This window comes from Paenibacillus hamazuiensis (assembly GCF_023276405.1).
In the GTDB taxonomy this organism is placed as follows: domain Bacteria; phylum Bacillota; class Bacilli; order Paenibacillales; family NBRC-103111; genus Paenibacillus_AF; species Paenibacillus_AF hamazuiensis.
In genome coordinates this window covers 5802929-5824793 of the sequence record NZ_JALRMO010000001.1, presented here as the reverse complement: position 1 = coordinate 5824793, position 21865 = coordinate 5802929, and the positions used below count along the sequence as shown (strand labels likewise).

The 21865-nt window shown below is 55.7% G+C and carries 12 protein-coding genes; 7 read left to right on the top strand and 5 right to left on the bottom strand.

Annotated elements, in window-relative coordinates; genetic code table 11:
* Positions 1-40 precede the first annotated feature (40 nt).
* Together MYS68_RS25300 and MYS68_RS25295 are read right to left on the bottom strand one after the other, a co-directional pair.
* Complete coding sequence (locus MYS68_RS25300) at positions 41-1444, bottom strand: sensor histidine kinase (RefSeq protein WP_248928505.1); 1404 nt, start codon at positions 1442-1444, stop codon at positions 41-43.
* Between the two features lie 25 nt (positions 1445-1469).
* On the bottom strand, positions 1470-2150 hold the full coding sequence (locus tag MYS68_RS25295) for a response regulator transcription factor (RefSeq protein ID WP_248928504.1): 681 nt from the start codon (positions 2148-2150) through the stop codon (positions 1470-1472).
* A 222-nt stretch (positions 2151-2372) separates the two neighbouring features.
* Between MYS68_RS25295 and MYS68_RS25290 the strand changes: the two genes are divergently transcribed.
* A complete protein-coding gene (locus MYS68_RS25290; RefSeq protein ID WP_248928503.1) occupies positions 2373-3467 on the top strand; it encodes a GRAS family protein in 1095 nt (364 codons plus the stop codon).
* A 115-nt stretch (positions 3468-3582) separates the two neighbouring features.
* Here the strand turns inward: MYS68_RS25290 and MYS68_RS25285 are convergent, their stop codons facing one another.
* The gene (locus MYS68_RS25285; RefSeq protein WP_248928502.1) at positions 3583-3966 is read right to left on the bottom strand and encodes a group I truncated hemoglobin; all 384 of its coding nucleotides are present in this window, start codon (positions 3964-3966) and stop codon (positions 3583-3585) included.
* Between the two features lie 312 nt (positions 3967-4278).
* A complete protein-coding gene (locus MYS68_RS25280; protein ID WP_248928501.1) occupies positions 4279-5031 on the bottom strand; it encodes a DUF1906 domain-containing protein in 753 nt (250 codons plus the stop codon).
* 172 nt (positions 5032-5203) lie between these two features.
* Here MYS68_RS25280 and MYS68_RS25275 point away from each other — a divergent pair, with 172 nt between their 5' ends.
* From MYS68_RS25275 to MYS68_RS25255, 5 genes are all read left to right on the top strand, one after another.
* A complete protein-coding gene (locus MYS68_RS25275; RefSeq protein WP_248928500.1) occupies positions 5204-5878 on the top strand; it encodes a response regulator transcription factor in 675 nt (224 codons plus the stop codon).
* The gene (locus MYS68_RS25270) at positions 5875-9078 is read left to right on the top strand and encodes an ATP-binding protein (protein ID WP_248928499.1); all 3204 of its coding nucleotides are present in this window, start codon (positions 5875-5877) and stop codon (positions 9076-9078) included. The genes MYS68_RS25275 and MYS68_RS25270 overlap by 4 nt, the downstream gene beginning before the upstream one ends.
* Before the next feature lie 192 nt (positions 9079-9270).
* On the top strand, positions 9271-10443 hold the full coding sequence (locus tag MYS68_RS25265; protein ID WP_248928498.1) for a stalk domain-containing protein: 1173 nt from the start codon (positions 9271-9273) through the stop codon (positions 10441-10443).
* Between the two features lie 277 nt (positions 10444-10720).
* Entirely contained in the window at positions 10721-19228 is an 8508-nt protein-coding gene (locus MYS68_RS25260) for an S-layer homology domain-containing protein (protein ID WP_248928497.1), read from the top strand.
* Positions 19229-19321: 93 nt separating this feature from the next.
* The gene (locus tag MYS68_RS25255) at positions 19322-19876 is read left to right on the top strand and encodes a hypothetical protein (protein WP_248928496.1); all 555 of its coding nucleotides are present in this window, start codon (positions 19322-19324) and stop codon (positions 19874-19876) included.
* 101 nt (positions 19877-19977) lie between these two features.
* Here MYS68_RS25255 and MYS68_RS25250 read toward each other — a convergent pair whose 3' ends face one another.
* Entirely contained in the window at positions 19978-20403 is a 426-nt protein-coding gene (locus MYS68_RS25250) for a MerR family transcriptional regulator (RefSeq protein WP_248928495.1), read from the bottom strand.
* A gap of 167 nt (positions 20404-20570) precedes the next feature.
* On the opposite strand from MYS68_RS25250, the gene MYS68_RS25245 reads away from it, so the two are divergent.
* Positions 20571-21692, top strand: coding sequence for an NADH-dependent flavin oxidoreductase (locus MYS68_RS25245; protein WP_248928494.1), 1122 nt, complete (start codon positions 20571-20573; stop codon positions 21690-21692).
* Positions 21693-21865 lie beyond the last annotated feature (173 nt).

Genomic DNA, 21865 nt, shown 5'->3' with positions numbered 1-21865 from the left:
TAAGGTGCGGCATGCGGAAACCTCAACAAACAAAGAAAGCCTAGTCCTTCAAAGGAAGGACCAGGCCGATCGTCGTACCTTTGCCGGGCTCGGTGGCCAGCACTTTTATGACGCCGCCGTGCTTCTGCAGCACATTGTAGCAGTAGCTTAAGCCCAGGCCGCTGTGCACGGATTGTCCGCTTTTGGTCGTGAAAAAAGGAGTGAACACATGGCCCATCATTTCTTGGGGGATACCCTTTCCGTTGTCCTTGACCGTAATATTCAAGCGGCTGCCCCTGACATTCGTGTGAATGTCGATCGTTCCCCCGCCGGAAGGCATGGCATCCATCGCATTCAGGCATACGTTGTTGAGCACTTCGGCAATGTGGTGCGGATCGCAGCTTACCTCGATATCGTCCTGGTATGCGCAGCGGATGGTCACTCCTTTGCTTTCGGCAAGCGGCCGCAGCTGAGCGGCGATGGAGTCGATCAGTCCGTTGATGCGGATGCGCTCCTTATTCAGCACAATTTCTTCCGTCTGCTCGCCGATTTTGCGGAACAGGGCCGTCATCCGATCGGTAATTTCGAACAGATGGGTTGCCGTTTCCTTGGCCGCAGCCTGATCGTCGTTATTCAGCAAATATTGAATGTGCTCCCCGATGAGATTGATTTTCACGACTTCATTTTTCAAAGCGTGGTTCAGTATGGCCGTTCCTTTCGTCAAAGCGCGAATCGAATAGTCGAGCTTCTGCTGCTCGATCTTCAGCTTGACGCCGAACACTCCGTACCTCAAAGCAAACAAAACAAAAGATACCAGCAGCCACAATACGATCAGCGAGTTGATATCCCAATGGTTGCCGCCGGTAAATACGATGTCCGACTCGTTGATCGTAATAGCCGCCACGCTGTAAAAATCGGTTATGAAAGCCAGGACGAGGGGGATGATGATCAGGGCGCCGGTGCGAACCAAATTGCGTCTCAGCTGTGCGTCGGACTCCTTCATGTAACCGGCGACATAGCAAGCCACTCCGGCTGCGAAATAGATCAGCGACCAGGTGCGGATCGACTGCACGTCCACAACGGCTGTCGGATAGTAGCCGCCCGTGGAAACAAGGGACCACAGCGGCACAGCCAGCGCGGCCAAACCGATCCAGACGATCAGACGTTTGGCAAACAGCCTGCAAACTAAAACAGCACTCATCAGAAACGTATAGAAAATAAAATGAAAGTAAATATGGATGGCGGAGATTCCGATGATTCGCAGAGTTTCCAGCACGGGTGAAGGGAGCTCGGTGTTTTGCCGCAAATAAGGCAGAATGACGTGGTGGATGGAAACGGAGAAGCTGGCGCAGCCGCCTGTTAAAAATATAAGCGCGATCCAGTGGACATAACCGGCGCCGCGGGCATTGCGCCAAATGATGAAGCATATCGTCCACAAAGTGACGAACATCAGTACGTACAGCATAGGGAATCAAGTCCTTTAACTACGGTTATGAGAGGATGCCTAATTGTTTGGCGAGCTCGATGATATGCTTCGTGTTGTGTTTTTTCAACCGCAGCCATTCCAGATACGGGAATTTGCCTTTGACGACGTTTGATATTTTGCAAAGCTCATTGTTGATCGACTGCTCGTTGTAAAATAATTGTTCGGCGATTTCCTTGCGGCTTAGCCCTTGATCGAGCAGCTGCAGAATCTCGAGCTGCTTGGGCGTTATTTTCTTCCTCAGCTCCTCATTCTCTTTGCGGCTGAGCTGCTCAAGCAGCTTGCCGGCGGAGGAATGATGGAGGCCCGACTGGCGCAAATGGGCCGCCCGGATCGCTTCGGGAAGATCGCGGTAATGCTCTTTCACAATATAGTTGCTCACCCGCCCGTACGAAACGGCATGCAGCATGACATCCTCGCGGTCGAGGGACGAGAGAACGATAATTTGCAGGTCGGGCTGAATCGCCTTGATTTCGATAGCGGCCTCAAGCCCGTCGTAGTTGGTGCCTGTCAAATTGATATCGAGTACGAGCACATCAATCGGTATGTTATTCACGGCAGCCATCAATTGGTGCTTGTAGGAAGCCGAGCCGACAATCCGGATGTCTTCCTGCCTGCTTAAAAAATTGACGAACAGTTCCCGGAACAACGGATCGTCCTCGCATACAAATACGTCAATCGGTTCCATACCGGCCTCCCTGACGTGGAAATGTTTGGTTGCATGTGAAAAATCATATAAAGTATATAGGACCGGTGGACTGTCGTAAATGGTCCGAAATACATATTTTTCTAATCAAAAAGATCGCCCGCGGTTCTACTCAAAAAAGCGAGTATATCGAATTCCCGGAGGATGTTTTAAGCTGATTCCTGTGCGATGAAAACATATTAAAAGATCGGAGTGAATGATCCTATGAATCACGTACAGGTATCGGCATACGAATGCCTTGTCATGTTATTGAAGCGATCCTTGCAGGAAACGAACCTCGATTCGGCCAGAGCCGAGCTTTCCCGGTTTGCGGACCGCCTTCGCGTTGCGGAGGATGGGGAGGATCTCTTGGCCTATCTGTTCGCGGCGGCGCTGATGAAACGGCTCGATAAGACAAGCGGCGACCAAATGAATTTGTACCTGAAGCAATACGACGTTCCGCAAATTACGCTGTTTAACCTGCTTGCCGAGAAGTTTCCGCTTATGACGCATGTGACATCGGCGGCGAACGCCCGCCTTGCCCGTTTCGTTCGCGCAGGAGAGTCTCTACGCTTTCTCGAGATCGGTATAGGGACCGGACGTCAGATCGTTCATCTGCTGCATCAGCTTGCGGAGCAAGAGAAGCTGCCGTCATCAATCGTGTTGTACGCCGTGGAGCCGAACGAACATTGCTTGCGTGAAGCCGAGGAAAATGTGACGGATACGGCCGGCCGGTTGGGTGTCGCGCTCGATTTCCAGCCTCTGGCCACAGAGATCGAGCGTTTGCCGGACAGCGAATGGGCGCGTGTTGAAAGCCGGTCCGGCCGCCTGCTCGTCAACGCTTCGTTCGCCCTTCATCATATTCGCGACAGTGGGGACGGTCTTTCCGCAAAGGATGAGGTGCTGTCCCGCATCCGGCGCCTGCAGCCTTCCGCCCTCGTTCTTTGCGAACCGGATTCCAACCATCAAACCGGCGATACGATCCATCGTTTCTATAACTGCTGGCGCCACTTCTCGGCGGTTTTCGAATTCATCGATTCGCTGCCCCTCCGGACGGAGGAAAGCCGGGCGCTCAAAATTTTCTTCGGCCGCGAAATCGAAGATATTGTTGCCGCTCCGGAAGGGGTTCGCTGCGAACGGCACGAATCGACCGGCAGTTGGATTTCCCGCCTGCAGAAGGCCGGATTCATCCCCGGCATGACGGATGGGGCATCGTTTTTGCGGAAACCGCGAAACGGCATGAGCCTGTCGGCCGACAGCTGGCATCTGGGGCTGGGATATGGCTCGACCAACCTTGTGTCCGTCATCGGCGCCATGTAACAAACAAAAAAGCCGCTCCTTCCCGCGGGCCAGCTGCAAGGAAAGAAGCGGCTTAATTATCAAAGAAATCGTGCGAGGCTAATTTTCTGAAAACCGGGGGCTTACTTCTTACGGTTCAATTGTGGCGAACGATGGCGCTCTTCAGCGGCAGCAGCTTCGCCGCCACCGCATCGACATCGGCGGCTTCGATTCCTTCTTCACGCATGGAATCGGCCAGATGCCGGATGACCTTGTCAAAATGCTCCGATGTGATGTTCAGCTTTTCATGGGCCTGCGTCAAGCTTGGTCCCGTATAATAGTCCGGTCCGCCGACGGCGAAAGAGACGAAAATCGTCTGATGCTCCGACAGCTTGGCCATATCCGTGTTTTTGAAATAAGGCTGAATGTCCTTATCTTCCAGCACCTTCTTGTAGAAGGTTTGCACCACCTGCCGGATGCCTTCGTGTCCTCCGAGACGCTGATATAAATTCTGGTCTTCCGCTTCACCGTTACTGCTCATTTGCCATCCCCCGTTTTCATTAAGAGTCGTGTTTCCACCGGCGATATCCAAGAAAATTCGGGTTTCCTGTGCTTCCATCATAAGCAGAACGGCATATGAAAATCTATACTCAATTTTTTGAGTAGTTTGCAGAGGAAAAAGGACTGCCACCGGCAGCCTTGCGATTTTTTTTATATCTTCCCCAATAAGGATCGGCTGCACCGTCACTCTCAAAGCGCCGGGTTTATCTACGCGTAATGCAGAAACGCAAAACCCCGCCGCGGGATAGCTGCAAAGCCATTTCCGCGCGCGGGGTGTAATAATAGAACACGTCTATTCCTCAGGCAAGCCGGCCGCTCTTCTCAGCTCGTTGGCAAGCCAGTGCAAGTAGTCTTTCTGCTCCTGATCGTCCGTTTCGAACCATGCCGGGGAGATCCAAGTGTTGATGATGGTTTGCGCTACGCCCGGATCCAACACGATGTCTTCGCCTCCTCCGCTATTTCCAGTGTTTGTATTCCACCAGCCCTCGTTGCCGTAGGATTCGTCCAGGTCGATGTTGATGCCGTTCACGACAATATCATTGCGATATTGGTAAATGTGAGCCGCGGCGGATTTTTGTCCCTTGCTCCATGCGTAAGTTTGCCAAAAATGCGAGCAAGCGCCGGCGGCAAGAACCGCTTCCACCACCGCATAAGAGCCGTATACTCCCGTCGTATACTGCGGAGTGGCCTCGCTGGCGGCCCGGATGTATTCGATGACAGTGGACATTTGCGCACCGGTCGCGTCGAAATCGACGGCGAAATAAATGCAGCTGCCTTCCGGCTGGCCGATCGCCTGCGCAACCTGCAGCGCGGTCGCTCCGTCGGCAAGCCCGGCGGATCTCCCACCAAGAGCGCGGTCGGCCGTCGTTTCGAAAACGGAAACGATTTGAAGCCCGGCCGCCGTAATGAGCTCGGCTTCCTCGCGGGTCAGCCTTTTGTATCCGCTCGGAACCAGGTAGCGGCATACAAACTCATAGCCGTCTGCGGCAAAGGCGGCAGCCGTTTGCCCGGTCAGCGGGGTGGAGCAATCGAAACCTTTTGCCATGTTCCCTCACCTGCCTTTTGCGGGTTTATTTATTGTATTCAAATTCGCGCCGGCTTGTTTGGGCCTGCTTTATGACCGGTCACTGACAAGTCATTATCCTTTCGATGCATTGCCGCGCCTTGAACGAAAGCGGTATACTTGAACCAAATCGCAATGTGCCGGAGATGATGGGATGATCGATATACTTATTGCGGACGACCACACCTTGATGCGTGACGGTCTCCAAACGATTTTGAACCTGGAAGAGGATATGCGGGTGGTCGGTTCGGCCGGCAACGGGGAGGAGGCTTTGGCTTTAGCGGAAAAGCATCTGCCCCATATCGTGCTCATGGACATTCGGATGAACGGCATGAACGGCATCGAATGCACCAAGCGGATCAAGCAAAAATTGCCGTCGACGGCCATTCTGATTTTGACGACGTTTGCGGAGGACGACTATATCATTGAAGCGCTTGCCGGCGGAGCGGCCGGTTTTCTGTTGAAAGATATGCCTGGGGATAAGCTGATCGAGGCGATTCGGGATGCCGTCAAAGGGCACTATATGCTGCCTTCGGTCGTCGCGGCCAAGCTGGCGGCCAAGCTTTCTTCGGTCACGGCGGGAGGCCGTCTTGCGCTCGATACGATTTTGCATAAATCCGAAGCGGTCGTTTTTTCGGATAAAGAAAAAACGATCGCTTTGCTCATGCTGGAAGGGAAATCGAACCGGGAAATGGCAGAGCTGCTCTTCATGAGCGAAGGCACGGTGAAAAACTATGTCAGCGCGATCTACGGCAAAATCGGCACGAACGACCGAAATATCGCCGTCATGACGCTGAAGGGGCTGCTGGAGGGGAGAAGCGATTCATGAAACGACCGGGCTGGCTGCGGTGGCATCGAAGTTTGGATTTCATCATGATCGTAACCGTGATCGTGTCCGGGATCGTCGGGTTCACCTATTTCGTCAACGGCGGCTTGACCGAGTTCAAGGGGAAATTGGTCTACACCTTGGAGGACGAGCCCGGCTGGGAAGCGGTTATCGGCGATTTGCAGGTGATGGAAGATCGGGTCGTCGACGAAGGCGTTTCATGGAAGCCGTATGAGGAGCTGGCGGCAACCGCTGAAGCGAAGCAAAATACCGGAGTGTTCTGGGTGAAACGAACGCTGCCGGAAGCTAAAGACCCGCAGCGGGATCCGCTGCTGCAAATTCGGGAAGCGAGGCAATACCAGATCTATATCGACGGGAAGCAAATTGCCGATTTCAATTGGAGCCACCCAAGTCGATGGATCGATCCGTATTATGAAAGGGACTTTTACCGGCTGCCGGTCGATTACGCGGGAAAAACGATCCATTTGCGCGTGATGCCCCAGAAAGAAGGGGGACTGTACTTCGGAAGGCTTATTATTTTGGAAGCCGGCGACATTACGATGCAAATCATTCGGGCGAATATGTTAACCGTGGCGCTGACGGTCTGCTACTTGTTTCTCGGATTTGTCGCTTTCGCCACCTTTTTGTTTTACAACAAGGAGGCGCTGCACGGATACTTCTCGCTTCTCAACTTCAGCGTCGCATACACTTGCTTCGCCAGGTCGGGTTTAGTGAGCTTGTTCGATCCGCCTCTGTTTGTCGGTTATTTCCAGAACCTGGGGCCGCTGCTTGGGACGGTTGCGATTTTCGGCCTGCTGGAGCAGCTGGCCGAGGAACCGAGCAAACGGGCTTGCCGGAGGGTGGCCCGCTTTATGCTGGTGTACGCAGCCATTTCCATTATGCTGGCATTTAACGACAGCTACTGGTTTATGGCGGCGGAATATTACGTGTACCCGGCGGTGCTCGCTGCGGCGCTGCTTTACGTTGCCCGGCCGATGCTGCATTGGTTTCTCCATCGCCGGGATGCGGAGACCCGCTGGCTTGCTTTCGGCGCGGGCATGCTGGCCGTATCGAAGCTGCTGCAGCTTCTTTTCTTATACGTTCCTTCGGTAAATAGGTACACTATACTGCATATGCCGCTTTTCTCCTATTATTGGAAAGCGAATATTTTTTACCTCGGCATGTTTCTGTTCGTATTGTCCTTGGGCATGATGATCGTTTCGCGGCTGAAGGACGTCTTCCGCCAATCCCGAAGGCTCGCTGACGAACTGCGAGAAAAAAACGCCCGGTTGGAATCGCTTGATCGGATCAAGGACGATTTTCTCGCCAACACGTCCCACGAATTGCGGACGCCGCTGCATGGGATGATCGGCCTTGCCGAGTCGCTGCTCGACGGGATTTCCGGCCCGCTCCCGGAACCGGCCCGCCGCAATCTGCAGCTGATTGCGGCCAGCGGAAAACGGCTGGCGCGGCTTGTCGGCGATATTCTCGATCTGGCCAAAATCAAACATCGCGACATTCCGCTGCATCCGCAGCCGGTTCAATTGCGCGACGTGGCCGGAATCGTGCTCGCCGCCTTCGGCCCGATGATCGAAGGCAAAGGCGTCCGCCTGGTTAACCGGGTCGACGCGAACCTTCCGGCCGCCGCCGCCGATCCCGACCGGCTGCAGCAAGTGCTGTACAACCTGGTCGGCAACTCCGTGAAATTTACGCCGTCGGGGGAAATTGCCGTAACCGCCGCGCAGGAAGGCGAATGGGTGCGCGTTACGGTTTCCGATACGGGAGTCGGGATTCCCGAGGATAAGCTTGCCGCCGTATTCGAGCCGTTCGAGCAGGTCGGCGAAATTGCCGCGACGCTGGAAGGCACCGGGCTAGGCCTGCCGCTGACGAAGAAGCTGGTCGAGCTGCACGGCGGAACGATCGGCATCCGCTCCGCTCAAGGGGCGGGGACGGAATGCTCGTTTACGCTGCCTGTCGCCGAGGCGGCGGGGGAGCCGAGCCGCGAGCACGGAAGCTCATCTGCGGAACCGGTGCGGGAACGTGAGGCGGCAGGATCCGCCTTAGCCCGGCAAACGGAAGCCGGGCCGGACGAATTGCCCCACCCCTCTGCGGTACAGGCCGCCTCGGGCGGGACCTTGCTGCTCGTCGACGACGAGCCGATCAATCATCAGGTGCTGGACAACTATTTGTCCTCGCAGCCTTTTACGCTTATCAAAGCGTATTCCGCCGGCGAAGCGCTTCATATTTTGGAGCGGGAGGAAGTAAGCCTGGTGCTGCTCGACGTCATGCTCCCCGACGGCAACGGATACGACATTTGCCGGTCGCTTCGCCGGCGGTTTTCCGCCAGCGAGCTGCCGGTCATCATGCTGACGGCAAGAAACCGGCTGTCCGATCTGCTGGAAGGCTTCGACGCGGGAGCGAACGATTATTTGACCAAGCCGCTGTCCAAATACGAGCTGCTTGCGCGCGTCAACGTTCAGCTGCAGCTGTCCCGGCTGACCCATTCGCTGGAGCGGCTTGTGCAGGAGCGGACGGCCGACCTGGAGCAGGCCCATCTTCGCCTGCAGCAATCGATGCGGGAAACCGCCCAGGCGATCGCCGAGCTTCAGGTCGTCGAAGAGCGCAATCGGATCGCCGGAGATATTCACGATATCGTGGGGCATACGCTGACGACGACGATCGTTCAGCTGGAAGCGGCCAAACGGCTGCTGCTGAAAAACGACGACCGCGGCTACGAAAAGCTGGAGCTCTCGCAGGATCTGGTGCGCAGAAGCATGGAGGAAGTGCGCCAGGCGGTGAGGATGATGAAGCAAAGCGGCGCGGACTATGATCTCAATGAGGCGCTGCAGGGGCTGCTTGCGGAAACCGCGCAGGCTGCGGGAGTAGCGGTAGAGGCGGATATTGAGCCCTTGCCGCCGCTGGGGGCCCTTCCCAAAAAAGTGATTTTCCATGCGCTGCAGGAAGGCTTGACCAACGGCATACGCCACGGGGAGTGCACCCGGTTTCGGTTTGAGCTCGGTCACCGGGACGGGCGCATCTGCTTCTCTTTATGGAACGACGGCAAAAAATACGAGCCGGCCGGCACCGGCATCGGCCTCAGGGTCATGACCGAGCGGGTGAGGTCGCTCGGGGGCTCCCTGGAGCTGTCGTCGCCGGAAGACGGCGGCTGCTTGCTGACGTTTTCGCTGCCGGACGAAGAATGAGACATTTCATGATACGCCTTTCGGCCATGGAGCCGGAAGGCGTTTTTTACGCGCCGACAGTTGGGGATGACCGATCATGGCGCCGTACCGTGACCTTTCCCTGCCGAAAAATAGGAACGATTCATCTGGCCGGATGCCGCCGCCAAATGGAAAATAAATGAGAAGCAAATTTGACAGGAAGGGGAAAGATTATTGAGAATTGACGTTATTTTCCAAAAAATAACCGCCGTATTTTTAGCCATTGCGCTGCTTTTAACGTTATGCCCGCCGCCGGGTTTTGCCGCATCCACCGGAATAAAGGTGATGTACAACGGGACGCCGCTCGATTTCGAGGATGCGCAGCCGGTGATCCGGGATGGGAGCACCCTCGTGCCGTTCCGGTCATTGTTCGAAACGCTCGGGTTTCAGGTAAAGTGGTCCGATGCGGGAGGAGTGCGAAAAGCATCCGGCGCCAAAGACGGGCTTGAGATCGAACTGACGCTGGACAGCACCGAGGCTGTGGTGAACGGCCAAACGGTGAAGCTGGAAGTGCCCGCCCAAATGATCGAAGGAAAAACGATGGTTCCGCTAAGGTTTATCTCGGAGAACAGCGGGTATGAAGTGACGTTCATCGAAAATCGCAGCGGTTTTATCATTAACATCGAAGGGACTGGAGGCATGGCGGAACCGCATACGGAAAAGGCTGAACCCGGGATCGTGAAGGGCCGCGTCACCGACGCGCAGGGCAACCCGATCGAGGGAGCCGAGGTCGTCGCGGACAATCAGCTGCTGTACAACAGCAATGCGGTTGGAGTCACCGACGCGGACGGATATTACCGGATTCCGCTCGGCATGCGCGCGACGACTTATGCGGTCAGCGCCCAGATCACGCGCAAATACAATGGAAAATCGTACACGTTCGACCTCGTTCCCGATAACGACAAGCCGTTCACCGGAGACGCAGGGGCCATCCGCAACTTCACGTTGAACGCCAGCGGCGGCCCTGCACCGGAGGGGTGTTACTCCTGTAGAGGACGGGTCATTTTCAACATGATGGACCTGTATCATCCGAAAGACGATTCGCTGCCCCCGCCGAGCAGGGAAGACGTCGAGCTGACGCTGACTCCTGACGGACCTCTTGTCGATGGAAGCCAGGGACAGGCAATCAAGAGCCGTGGCACGGATTCGCCGGACGGCTTCGGCATTCACGATGTGCCTTTGGGCAGGTATAAGATTACGGCCCTTTACGCACCTAAAGGGGAAAAGCCGGTGCAGATGAAAATCCGCAAGGTGAGGGAACAGCAATACTCGGATTCCGTGACGACCGATTTTACGAGCGTTACCTCTAGTATTCACCGCATCGACGTCGAGCTGAAGCTCCCTTAACGGGTGAAGTCATAAACGAAAAAAACGGGGGTGCCTCTCGCCAGGGGCATCCCGTTTTTTTCTATGACGCGGCCTCCGGAAAATGACAGGTAATAATCAAGATCGTGACGGCTCCTTGTCGAAAATAGGAGCGAATCATCTGGTTGGATGATGCTGCACAATGGAAAATGGATGAGACCTGGTTTGGATTTTAGCAAAAACAGGAGAGCGAAAATGTCAAAGCCGACCGGAGATATCGGTTATGGCGAAACTCCTGAAGCGGAAAAGAGGGAAGGCTATGAAACGATTTTTGTCATTATTGCTGGCGGCCGTTCTGCTGCTTGAGCTCGCCGTTCCGGCGGGACAGACGTTTGCCTCATCGGAGGAACGCATTCAGCCTATAAACCGGGACGGCAGCGTGCGGACTGTAACCGGGAAGCTCGGGGAACTGGCTTCCGCCGTATCCGGGAATGTCTACGGCGAAGCCGCCCGCGAAAGTGCTGCCCCCGCGGCGGCGAGAAGCGTAACGAAGGCGGTTTATTTGCAGCCTACGCCCGAGCCGCCGGTATTGTTTCCTTTGCCGGAGCTGACCAATTCGGCGTCGCTGGAGGTTGCCGGAACGGCGGCGCTGAATGCCATGGTTACGGTTTATCTCGCGCCGGCAGGCGGTTGGTATGAGGCGGTGGGGCAAACGGTCGCCTCCGAGGTTTACGGGCCGGACACCGGAAAATTTACGGTAACAGTCCGGATCCCGCAGGACGATGGGGATTACCGGATTACCGCAACGGCCGACAAGGACGGGGAGTTGAGCGAGGAAGCCGCACCGGTACGCTTTGCGGTAGACCGGACCCCGCCGGCCGAGCCGTACAATATCGACTGGAAAGGTATCGGAAACGATGCGATCGAGCTGCAGTGGGACCCTCCTATGATCCCGGATCCGAATATTCCGGGTTCCTATAGGGAAGATCCGACCGTCGACCATTATGTGGTGGAAAAAAACAAACAGCAGGTCGCGGAAACGAAGGAACGTTACTATTTTGAAGGCAACCTCGGAGAGATGGAAAAACATACCTATAGCGTAAGAGCGGTCGACAAGCTGGGAAATATGTCCACCGCGTCGACAGTTACAGTTGCGACGTTCCATAAAAATGCGGTGCTCGTCGCCAAGACGCCGGATGGTGCGGAATACGGGGATGCATATTGGCAGCCGACAATCAGCGAAAACGGAAAAGCCGTTGCCTATGTGGCTTACGTACCGGATGAAGCTTCTCCGCACGCAAGTCCGTACGGCGTATACGTATACGACATTCCGTCCGGAAAAACAGAAAGGATCGCCGACATGCCGGACGTCCAGTACCGGCTTGACGATGATCAATTTATCGACATAAGCCCGGACGGACGGTATGTTGCCTATTCGGAAAATTTCGAGGACGGCCGCCATAATGTTGTGGTATACGACCGTGTCACCAAGGTCAAAGACAGACTGCCCAAAGATTTCGGCAGTTTCGCGTTTTCGGTGTCGATGAGCGACGATGCGCAGTGGATCGCGTTTACGTCAGCGGCCGACGATATTGTCGACGGCGACGATAATGAGTACAGCGATGTGTTTCTGTACAACCGGATGAGCAGGCAGGTGAAGCGGATATCCGTATCGGCGGAAGGGGTACAGGGGGATGACGCCAGCCTGCAATCCGTGATGACCGGCAACGGGCGGTACGCAATGTTCGTTTCGTATGCAGGCAATTTGGTGCCGGGGCTGTCCGGAGATCTGGTCCGCATGTTTATCTACGATACGTCGATCGACAAGCTGGAACACGTGCCGGCCAAGACCGACGACGACGATTCCGAAAGGATGGTATGGTGGCCGTATCCTTCCGTCGACGGCAGGTATGTCGTGTTTACATCGTCTTACGGGACGGAAGACAAGAGGCTTTATCTCATGGACCGGCAAACCGGACGCAGCGAGGGGGTCATCTCCTTTCCGCGCAATGCCGATATCGGGTTCAGGGATCCGCGCCTTAGCGGCAGCGGCCGCTATGTCAGTATGGAGTATTACAATTATGATCCGGGCAGCGGCAATAACGGGCCTTCCGGGGTCTTTGATTCACAGTGGGGAGCGGTGCGGTACGACCTGGTGAATAAGGAGTTCAAGCGGGTCGGCAACCGTGCGGCCAGCACGTATGATACGAGCATCAGCGGAGATGGTGCCAAGGTCGCTTTTACCGTAAGCAGAAGTGCGGTGTATGTCGCTTGCCTCGAAACAGCGGAAAGATGCGATTTCGCGCCGCAGCAGGAGGATAAAATCTTGCGTCCGGGTTGGTCGATGAACCCGCAGGTTCACGGCGGTATGCCCGCTATGGGCGGCAGCTTCACGGTGCGTGCTTACAGCCGTTCCGGGGAGCAGTTGGAGGCGGTAGGGGAATACAAGGCTGCCGCAGGAAGCGGTACGGAGTCGAAGCCGCTCAGGGTGGAGATGACCGAATCGGCGAGTACGCCGGGACTCTTCCTGGGGGAAGCGGATATTCCTGCCGATGCGGTGGAGATTTCCTCCATTTCAGTCCGCCTGAAAAACGACCCTTCCGTATTCAAGCAGGTGGGCTCTTTCCCGGTGAAGGTGGCCGGGAGGCTGAAGGTGAGCGTGCAATCGGAATATCCGGATGCGCTGGCAGGGGCCTCTGTGCTGCTGTGGAGCGAGGAGAAGAAGTTGGGCGCAAGCGGCAAGCTGTCTCCGTCGCTGGAAGCGTCGGTGAATGTCGGCGAAGCGGCCGACTACAAGCTGACCGTGGTCGACTCGGCCGGCCGGAGCTTGCTGGAGCAAGGAAGCATTTCCGTGAGCAGCGGCAAGGAGACGGGCGTTACCGTTTCGGTTCGTCCGCGGGCAGAGCTCAAGGCCGTTCTGCTCGACGATTCATCGGCGGCTATTTACCAGCAGGTCGATTTTTACGACAGTCAAAACCGGCCGCTGTTCAGCGGCAGAACGGATAATTCCGGGAAAGTCGCACTGTGGGGGACGCATTTTGCCGGGGAAACGGTCAAAATTCGCGCGGGAGCCCTTCTCCCTTATGTGCCTGTTGAAAACACGGTCGTTTTGCAGCCGGGGACGAACGAAAAGACGGTGCATCTGGAGAGGATGGCAGCGGGTGTTGTCAAAGGCAAGGTGACGGATGCCGCGGGTGCGCCGGTGAAAGGGGCGAAAGTCGAGCTGTTCAGCCAGGGCAAGGGCGTTTGGCTCGACACGGTGGCGGATGAATCCGGTATGTACGAAATACAGGCCGATCCGGGGATCTATTTGGTCAGCGCGCGGATGGTGGAGCGGCCTTTTTCCAAGTCCCAATATACTCGCGCCATCGAAGTGAACTCGGGATACGTTGCTGAAAATAACCTAATCTTACATCCGAGCAAAACCGGGTTCATCAAGATCGATGCCGAGCTGAAGCGCGTCGATGCCGATTGGCAGCCGCTGGACGTATCGGACTGGAGAACGGCGGTGCATTACGGGCTTCGAGCTAAATCTCCGTCGGGTCATTTTTACGGAAATTCAAGCACCATTAACGGCAACCGCATGGAGGTTATAGGCAAAGCCGGCGATACGGTTGAGGTGTGCATGTCCGGGCGGGAGGCAGGCCTTACCGATCATTGCGATGAAGTCGTTCTGGATGAGCAGCTGAGCGGTACGGCGAAGATCCGGCTGGAGGAGAAAGCGAGAATCAGCGGCAAACTTGTCGGCGACGCCAATTTTTCCGGTTATCAGATCGCCGTGTATGGCAAAGGAAACGCCGGTTCCTATTTCTCCAGATATGCCAACCTGGATGCAAACGGCAGCTTCTCCACCTCCGTACCACGGAGCGGAACTTACAGTGTAACTATTAACGGACCGGGCGTGTGGAGCTCGCGGGATGTTACCGTAGCGGACGGCGAGCTGAAAAGTCTCGAGCCGATTACAGTGTCCCGCGCGAACTCCTTGTTCCAAGGGAAACCGGGGAACGGCATCAACAGCGGAGAGCTGACCGCCATGGCCGGCGATACGGTGACGGTGCGGGGCAGCTATAAGCTGGCGTCAGGTGCGGCGGCCGTGAGCGATGCTTCGCTCGTCATCCCGATTCCGGCCGGCACTTCGCTTCCGGAGGGCAGCGTCATGATGAACGGAGTGAGCGCGACGCCGGTAATCCAGGATGGAAAAGCGATAGTTCCGATAGGCCAAATTGCCAGTGGAAAAGACGGTGCGTTCAGCTTTCGCTTAAAAATGGGAAGCGCGGTCTCCTCCGACGTGCAAATGAACGTGACGATCCGCTACACGCCGGCAGGGGCGGACAGCCAGAAAGAGGAATTGCTTGGCGCCGCTTTTGTCCGCGTCGGCGAGGTGTCGTTGGAAGCGCCGGAGCTTTCCCTGAACCGGACGATCCGGGTCAGCGGGCGCGCTCCGGCCGGGCAGAAAGTGACCGTGTATGCGGATGAAGCGATTGTCGGCTATGCGGTGGCGACAGCCGGGGGGCTCTGGTACACCCAGGTGACGCTGCCGGAGAAAGCGCCGGATACGGTATGGAACGAAGCCGCGCGTTATCGGCTGACGGCCAAGGCGGAGACGACCGCGGGCTTCGCGCAGTCGCAGCCGGTCATCGCCTCGGTCGATCCGAACCATGTCGTGATCACCAAGTTTACGATGCGCCAATCCGACGGACGCAGCGTCAGCTTCGATCCGGCGCAAGGCGTCGCACGGTTCCCGTATGTGGTCGTCCCGGGGATGCCGATGCATTTTGAGGCTCAGTTCAATGCGCCGGAAAGAGTGTCGGGCGTCAGAATCACCGTAGGGGAGACGGATATTCCGGTCCGCTGGAACAGCACGTCCAAGAAATACGAGGCGACGGAAGTGGCGTCCATGTATATGGGCACCGGCGTCTATGTTTCCTACGATATCAAGCCGAAGGAATATGAGCCGAGACCGGCGCCGGCGCCGAAGGATTGGGAAGCCGCGCAAAACGCTTTATCGGATTTTTGGCGCAAGGCGAAATACGAAATCGTAGAGGAAGGCGAGGCTCCGCCGCAATGGCGGACTTTGACTGAGGCTGCGGGCGACGGCTTTTACCTCTCCAAGCCGGTGAAGGCGACTTTTGAAGTGGAAGGGCAGCCGCTCGTGCTTTACGTCCGCTGGCGTATGAAGCCGGTCGACAAGCCTTCGGGTTATGCAATGAAAATCGACGAGGCGGCCGGAACGATGACGATGAGTGCGGCGGTGCCGGCTTCCCTGCTCGATCCGCAGCAGCTTAAGGAACTTTCCGGGCTGGTGGGCACGGCGGCCGCGCCGGAGAATTATATATTGAACGAGCTGGAGTTTCTGTTCCCGGACGACGGGCAGGGGACGGGAGTGCAGAAGCTCGCCGCGTCGGCTCGGGGCCTCGGGGTTCCGGCGATTCCGGAGCCCGTTAAGAATGCCGGCAAGGTTCTCGGCACGCTGAACAAGCTGCGCACCTATGTGACGGATAGCCTGGATCTCGCCAAATATGCGGACGACTTGATCGCATTCCAGGATTACGTCATTAACAGCGAGTGCCATGTCCCCACCGTGAATCATTACATTCAGGCTACGGATCAGCTGTATGAGCAAGCCGCGAGAGATTTGGTCGCGAAAAGCGTACTGACCGGAGTCGGGCTTGTCGCGGGCACGCTGACGCTGGCGCTCCCACCGATCGGAGCCTTTGCACTCACTGCTGCTGCAAATAAAATCGGCAATCTCGCCAAGGACAGCTGGCAGGAAAATCTGAAGCTGCTGAAGGAAGAATTCGAGAAGGACAAAAAGTGGCGCGACGACATGGCCGCCGCGGGCGCCATCGATCGCTGCAAAAAGAAAGATGACGATGACGACGAAAACAAAAAGAAACGCCGGAAAGACGACGATAAGGTCGCCGATCCGACGTGGATCTGGGACCCGAGCGGCTACGTGTATGAAGCTGTGCCCGGGAACCGCGTGGAAGGCGTAACGGCCACGCTGCTGCAGCAGGATACGGCCACCGGCGAATGGCGAGTATGGGATGCGGAGTGGTTCGGCCAGCAAAACCCGCTGACCACCGACCGCCAGGGGCGGTACGGCTGGGACGTTCCGGAGGGCAAATGGAAGGTGTTATACGAGAAGGAAGGCTACTTGCCTGCGGAAAGCGCGGAGCTGACCGTGCTGCCGCCGCATTTTGACGTGAACGTCCCGATGGTGTCGCGCCAGGCGCCGAAAGTAGCGGTAATCGACGCCGTGTACGGGGACGGGGTACGGGTCGCTTTTACCAAATACATGCTGGATGGAGCGGTCACCGACTCTTCGATTGCCGTGGAAACGGCGGAGGGCGATAAGCTCGCAGGCACGGTGGAGCCGGTCGCTCCCGCAACGGACGATCAAGGACAGACGGTCGCCAACCGGTTCCGGTTTGTTCCGGACCCTGGTGAAGACAAGTTCAAGCAAGGCGAATCCTACACGGTCAAGGTGGGAGCGCAAGTGCTCAGCTACGCTCGCGTAGCGATGGAAGAGGACCACGTGGCGGCCGGCGTCGTCGTAAAGGCGGCGAATGCAGCACCGGCCGATGCAGCCGCCGAATTGCAGGCGGCGGGCGGCAAACGGATGATTGCGCTGGAGTGGAAGCGGGTGGAAGGCGCCGACCCCAAAGGGTATAAGCTCTATTGGCAGCCCAAGTCCGGCGGTCCGGCTCAGTTCAAGGAAGTGGCCGCCGATCAAACGTTCGCCGTATTGGAAGGGCTCGCGCACAGTACGGTATACGATGTGAAGCTCGTTACCGTCGGACACAACGGTGTGGAATCGGCAGGGGTTGACGCGTCGGCCGAAACGCTGCAGGAAGAGGCGCTCGACATGGACACGACGGCTCCGGGCAAAGTGACCGGGGCGGCTGCGGCCGCCGAGCGGCAGGCATTGATGGTTACATGGACCGATCCGGCGGATTCCGATTTGCGCAAGGTACTTGTTTCATGGAAGGCGGAAGGAGAGGCCCGATATCATGTGCCGGAATATGTGGATAAAGGGGTGCAGTCGCTCCGGCTGGAAAATTTGGCCCCGAATACCGGCTATACGATTCGATTGACGGCGGCGGATACGCATTGGAACGAATCGGACGCCGTTGAGATTTCGGGACGCACGTCCGATACGCCGGATACAACCGCGCCGGGCAATGTGATTTCGCCCACCGCCCGGGGAGCGAAGCGATCGATAGCGGTCAGTTGGACCGATCCGGCTGATGCGGATTTGAAGCATATTCTCGTTTCTTGGAGAAGATCGGGCACGGATGAACCGTTCGGCAGTGCGGTTGCCGTCGCCAAAGGCGTACAGAGGTACGACATCGCAGGGCTTGCCGAGAAAGCGGAATACGAGATCAAGCTGGTGGCGGAAGACGACGGCGGCAATCAAGCCTCCGGCGTAACGGTCAGCGCGCGGACATTAGATACAACCGCGCCGGGCAATGTGATTTCGCCCGCCGCCCGGGGAGCGAAGCGATCGATAGCGGTCAGTTGGACCGATCCGGCTGATGCGGATTTGAAGCAAATTCTCGTTTCTTGGAGAAGATCGGGCACGGATGAACCGTTCGGCAGTGCGACTGCCGTCGCCAAAGGCGTACAGAGGTACGACATCACAGGGCTTGCCGAGAAAACCGAGTACGAGGTCAGGCTGGCGGCGGAAGACGAAGGCGGCAATCAAGCCTCCGGCGTAACGGTCAGTGCGGGGACGCTCGAAGATAACCGTCGCCCGTCCGGAGGCGGCGGGGGAAGCAGCGTACCGGCTCAGCCGGCAGACCCGGGCGGCAACGGCAGCGGCAGCGGCTCGGAAACCGTAGACGTTTCCGCGGAGGCGAAGACGTGGAGCGGATTCGATGGCCGCATCGCGCTGGACATTGCCGCAGGCACGTTTGAGAGCGGCCGGAAGCTGGTCGCTTCGGAGATCGGCGAGGATGGGGCGGCGGTGCCGGACGGGTATCGCCGGTACAGCAGCGTGTTCCGGCTGAACCCGGATTCCGGAAGCATGGCCCTCGTCCGGCCGATGAAGCTTACGCTGAAATACGATGCCGACAAACACCGCGATTTCGACGCGCGCAAGCTCGGCATATACCGGCAGGATGAAGCGGATCCGGCGAAATGGCATTATGCGGGCGGCGTGTTCGATTCGAAGACAGGGACGATCGCGGCGGCGATCCACGAGCTTGGTAACTATGCGGTCTTGGATTATAGCCGGATTTTTGCCGACTTGAACGGGCATTGGTCGAAGCGGGATATGGAGGTGCTGATCTCCCGCCATATCGTGGACGGTATGACGGATACGGAGTTCCAACCGGACCTGTCGATCACGAGAGCGCAGTTTACGAAGCTGCTCGTTCAGATGACGGCGGACACGGGACGGATCTTCGCCGCTCCGGGCGGATCCACGGAGACGGCGCCGTTCCGCGACGTGCCGGCCGGCTCCTGGCACTTCCCTTATATCGCCGAAGCCAAGAAGAAGGGGCTTGTTCAGGGCGGCGAAGACGGCTCCTTCCGCCCCGATGATCCGCTGACGCGGGAAGAGCTGGCCGTGCTCGTCGTGCGCCTGCTCGGCCTCGAGCCGCAGGCCAAACAGCTGGAAGCGGCCGGGGGCGGCGCGGCAAGCTTCACGGACGGCGGCGACATCGCGAAGTGGGCGCTCGCCTATGTCGAGCTGGCCCGCAGCGAGCAGCTCGTGGACGGCGTCGGCGGAGGCGCATTCGCCCCGCGGGAAGCCGCATCGCGCGCTCAGGGCGCCGTCCTGATTTTGCGGGCGATGAGCAAGCTTGGCTTGATCGGACAGTAACACGTACAGGTTGCGGCGGGCGGGAGAGCCACGGCTTTCGCGAAGCGCAGCGGGAACGACCCGCCGTTAACCGGACAAATAGGAGGATGCTCGATGACCATGGAGAAAATCGTTTCCGGCTTAGGGTTGATCGCCGTCGTGAGCGGCGCGGCAAGAATGCTGATGACCCCATGTGCGCTCATATGGGGAAGCGACAGCATGCCGGAGCTTTGGGCGGGGCTTGTCGCCTGTTATTTGATGGCGATCGGATCGCTTGGCCTTTATATGTATCAGGCGGCCCGCACCGGAGTGCTCGGCCTCATCGGCGGTTTGCTGCTTTCGCTCGGCAACATGATAACCGGCTGCCTTGTTTGGAGCACGATGCTGAAAGCCGAACCGTCCCCGGACGTTATGTTCGTCCCGATGGCGAATAACGCGATCATGTTAGGCGGTCTTGTGCTGTTTGCGATCGTTACGTTTCGAGCCGGACAACTGCCGCGCTGGGCGGCGGTGCTGCTGCTGATCTGGCCGATATTGGGATTTGTTCCGGTGCTCAGTCCGTGGCTGACCGCCTTGTGGGGGCTTGCCTATATAGGGCTCGGTTATCCGGTGTGGAGAAACGGGAAAACCGACTCCGGCGGCAAGTATAAGACCGAATTGTCCGTGTAACAGCTGCAAATGCTTAAAGCCCGACCCGGCATATATCCAGGGTCGGGCTTCTTTTTCACTGAGCATTAAACTATAGTACCCGTTAGCGTAAGTACATTTCATTAATCCACTATCTTCATCTCCAGACCGTGACATTTAAATTTATAGTTGGGGTTTTTCATAACCTCATCTTTCTGAAGTTCATACATGGCTATTTTATAGTTTATTTCTTCCAAGTTTTTTAAACTTTCTTCAATTTTCTTCTGCACTTCCAATTTATGCTGCCTCAACATCTCTTCCCTCTGCAAAAAGGTGGAATTTCCCAATTCAAAAAGTTCCTTGTAATCCTTTATTTTTGAAAGAGGCATTCCTGTTTCTTTGAGACAACGAATAAAAGAAATCCAGTCCAGTTGTTGTTCGTTATAAACTCTACGGCCTTTTTCGTCACGAGATATATTGGGTAATATCCCTTGCTCTTCATAAAATCGAAGTGTCTTTGCAGATACATTTAAATTTTCCACTACATATGTCATTGAATACAACATCATCTTGTCCCACCTTTAGTTACAGTTACTGTAACTAAATATATATCATAAAGGAGAATGGAAATACAACAATTCTTTATGTAATCATATAAAAATAAAACCTTGACTTTCCGTAACGGAAACTAATTACACTGAAATAGAAAAGAAAATAGGATAGCGAGGTTAATGAAATGAATCAAAAATACAGTAGGTTATTTGAATCCTTCACATTCAGAAGTGGAATAACAATGAAGAATAGAATTGTTATGGCACCTATGACAACCTGGTCAAGTAATGACGATCTTACCATTTCGGATGACGAAGTAAAGTATTATAAACAAAGAGTGAATGGAGTAGGACTCGTCATTACAGGGTGTACTCATGTTACGCCTAATGGGCAGGGTTTTACGAATGAATTCGCTGGGTATAATGATGAATTTATTCCAAGTTTGCGAAAATTAGCTGAGGCAGCGAAAAGTGGAGGATCTCCTGCGATACTACAGATTTTCCATGCGGGCAATAAAGCTTTACCTGGATTGGATGCAGTTAGTGCGAGTGCATTGAAACCCGACGCTGATGCTTTTCAAACAAGTGTAGAAACAAGAGAGCTATCACATGAGGAAATCCTGTCGATTATACGTGCTTTTGGAGACACAACGAGAAGAGCAATCGAAGCCGGATTTGATGGCGTCGAAATTCATGGGGCTCATGGATTTTTAATTCAGAATTTCTGGTCGCCAGCGACAAATCAACGGACGGACCAATGGGGAGGATCACTTGAAAATCGCTTGCGTTTTCCATTGGCGATTATTGAGGAAATCAAAAATGTCATTGAAAAACATGCTAAAAAACCATTCATTTTAGGTTACCGATTTTCACCTGAAGAATCCTCCAAAGTGGACGGATTACGTCTGAAAGACACATATGAATTAATTGATATCCTTGTTGAACAGGATTTGGATTATATACATGCTTCATTATTTGATATGTCTTTTAAGCCAGTAGATAGTCCAGATGAAAAAACATGGCTTGAATTAATTCTTGAAAGAGCAAACGATAAGGTCCCTGTGATGGCTGCCGGTTCCATAATAACACCGGATGATGCTCTTAAAGCTGTGGAACTAGGATTGCCGCTAGTCGCCATTGGGCATGCGTTAATTATGAATCCTGATTGGGTTGAAAAGGTTGCAAATGGACGTGAAGCCGAGATAGATTCCGAGTTGAACGTTTCGAAACTCGACCAGCTTCAAATTCCAGAAAAACTTTGGAATGTAATTCAAGCAATGCCAGGATGGTTTAAAGTTACAAAATAAAAGTAGTCCTAAAGGCAACTCATATTGACGAGAAACCCAAGTCTTTTATGAGACTTCGGGTTTCTTTTGCTAATTCTAAGGTGCTCCGTCCATCCGTAGGTCGGTAGGGCAATTCTTGCTGTTACGGACACACATACCGCGTATGTTTCGATCTTGAAGGCCTTTGCAAATCG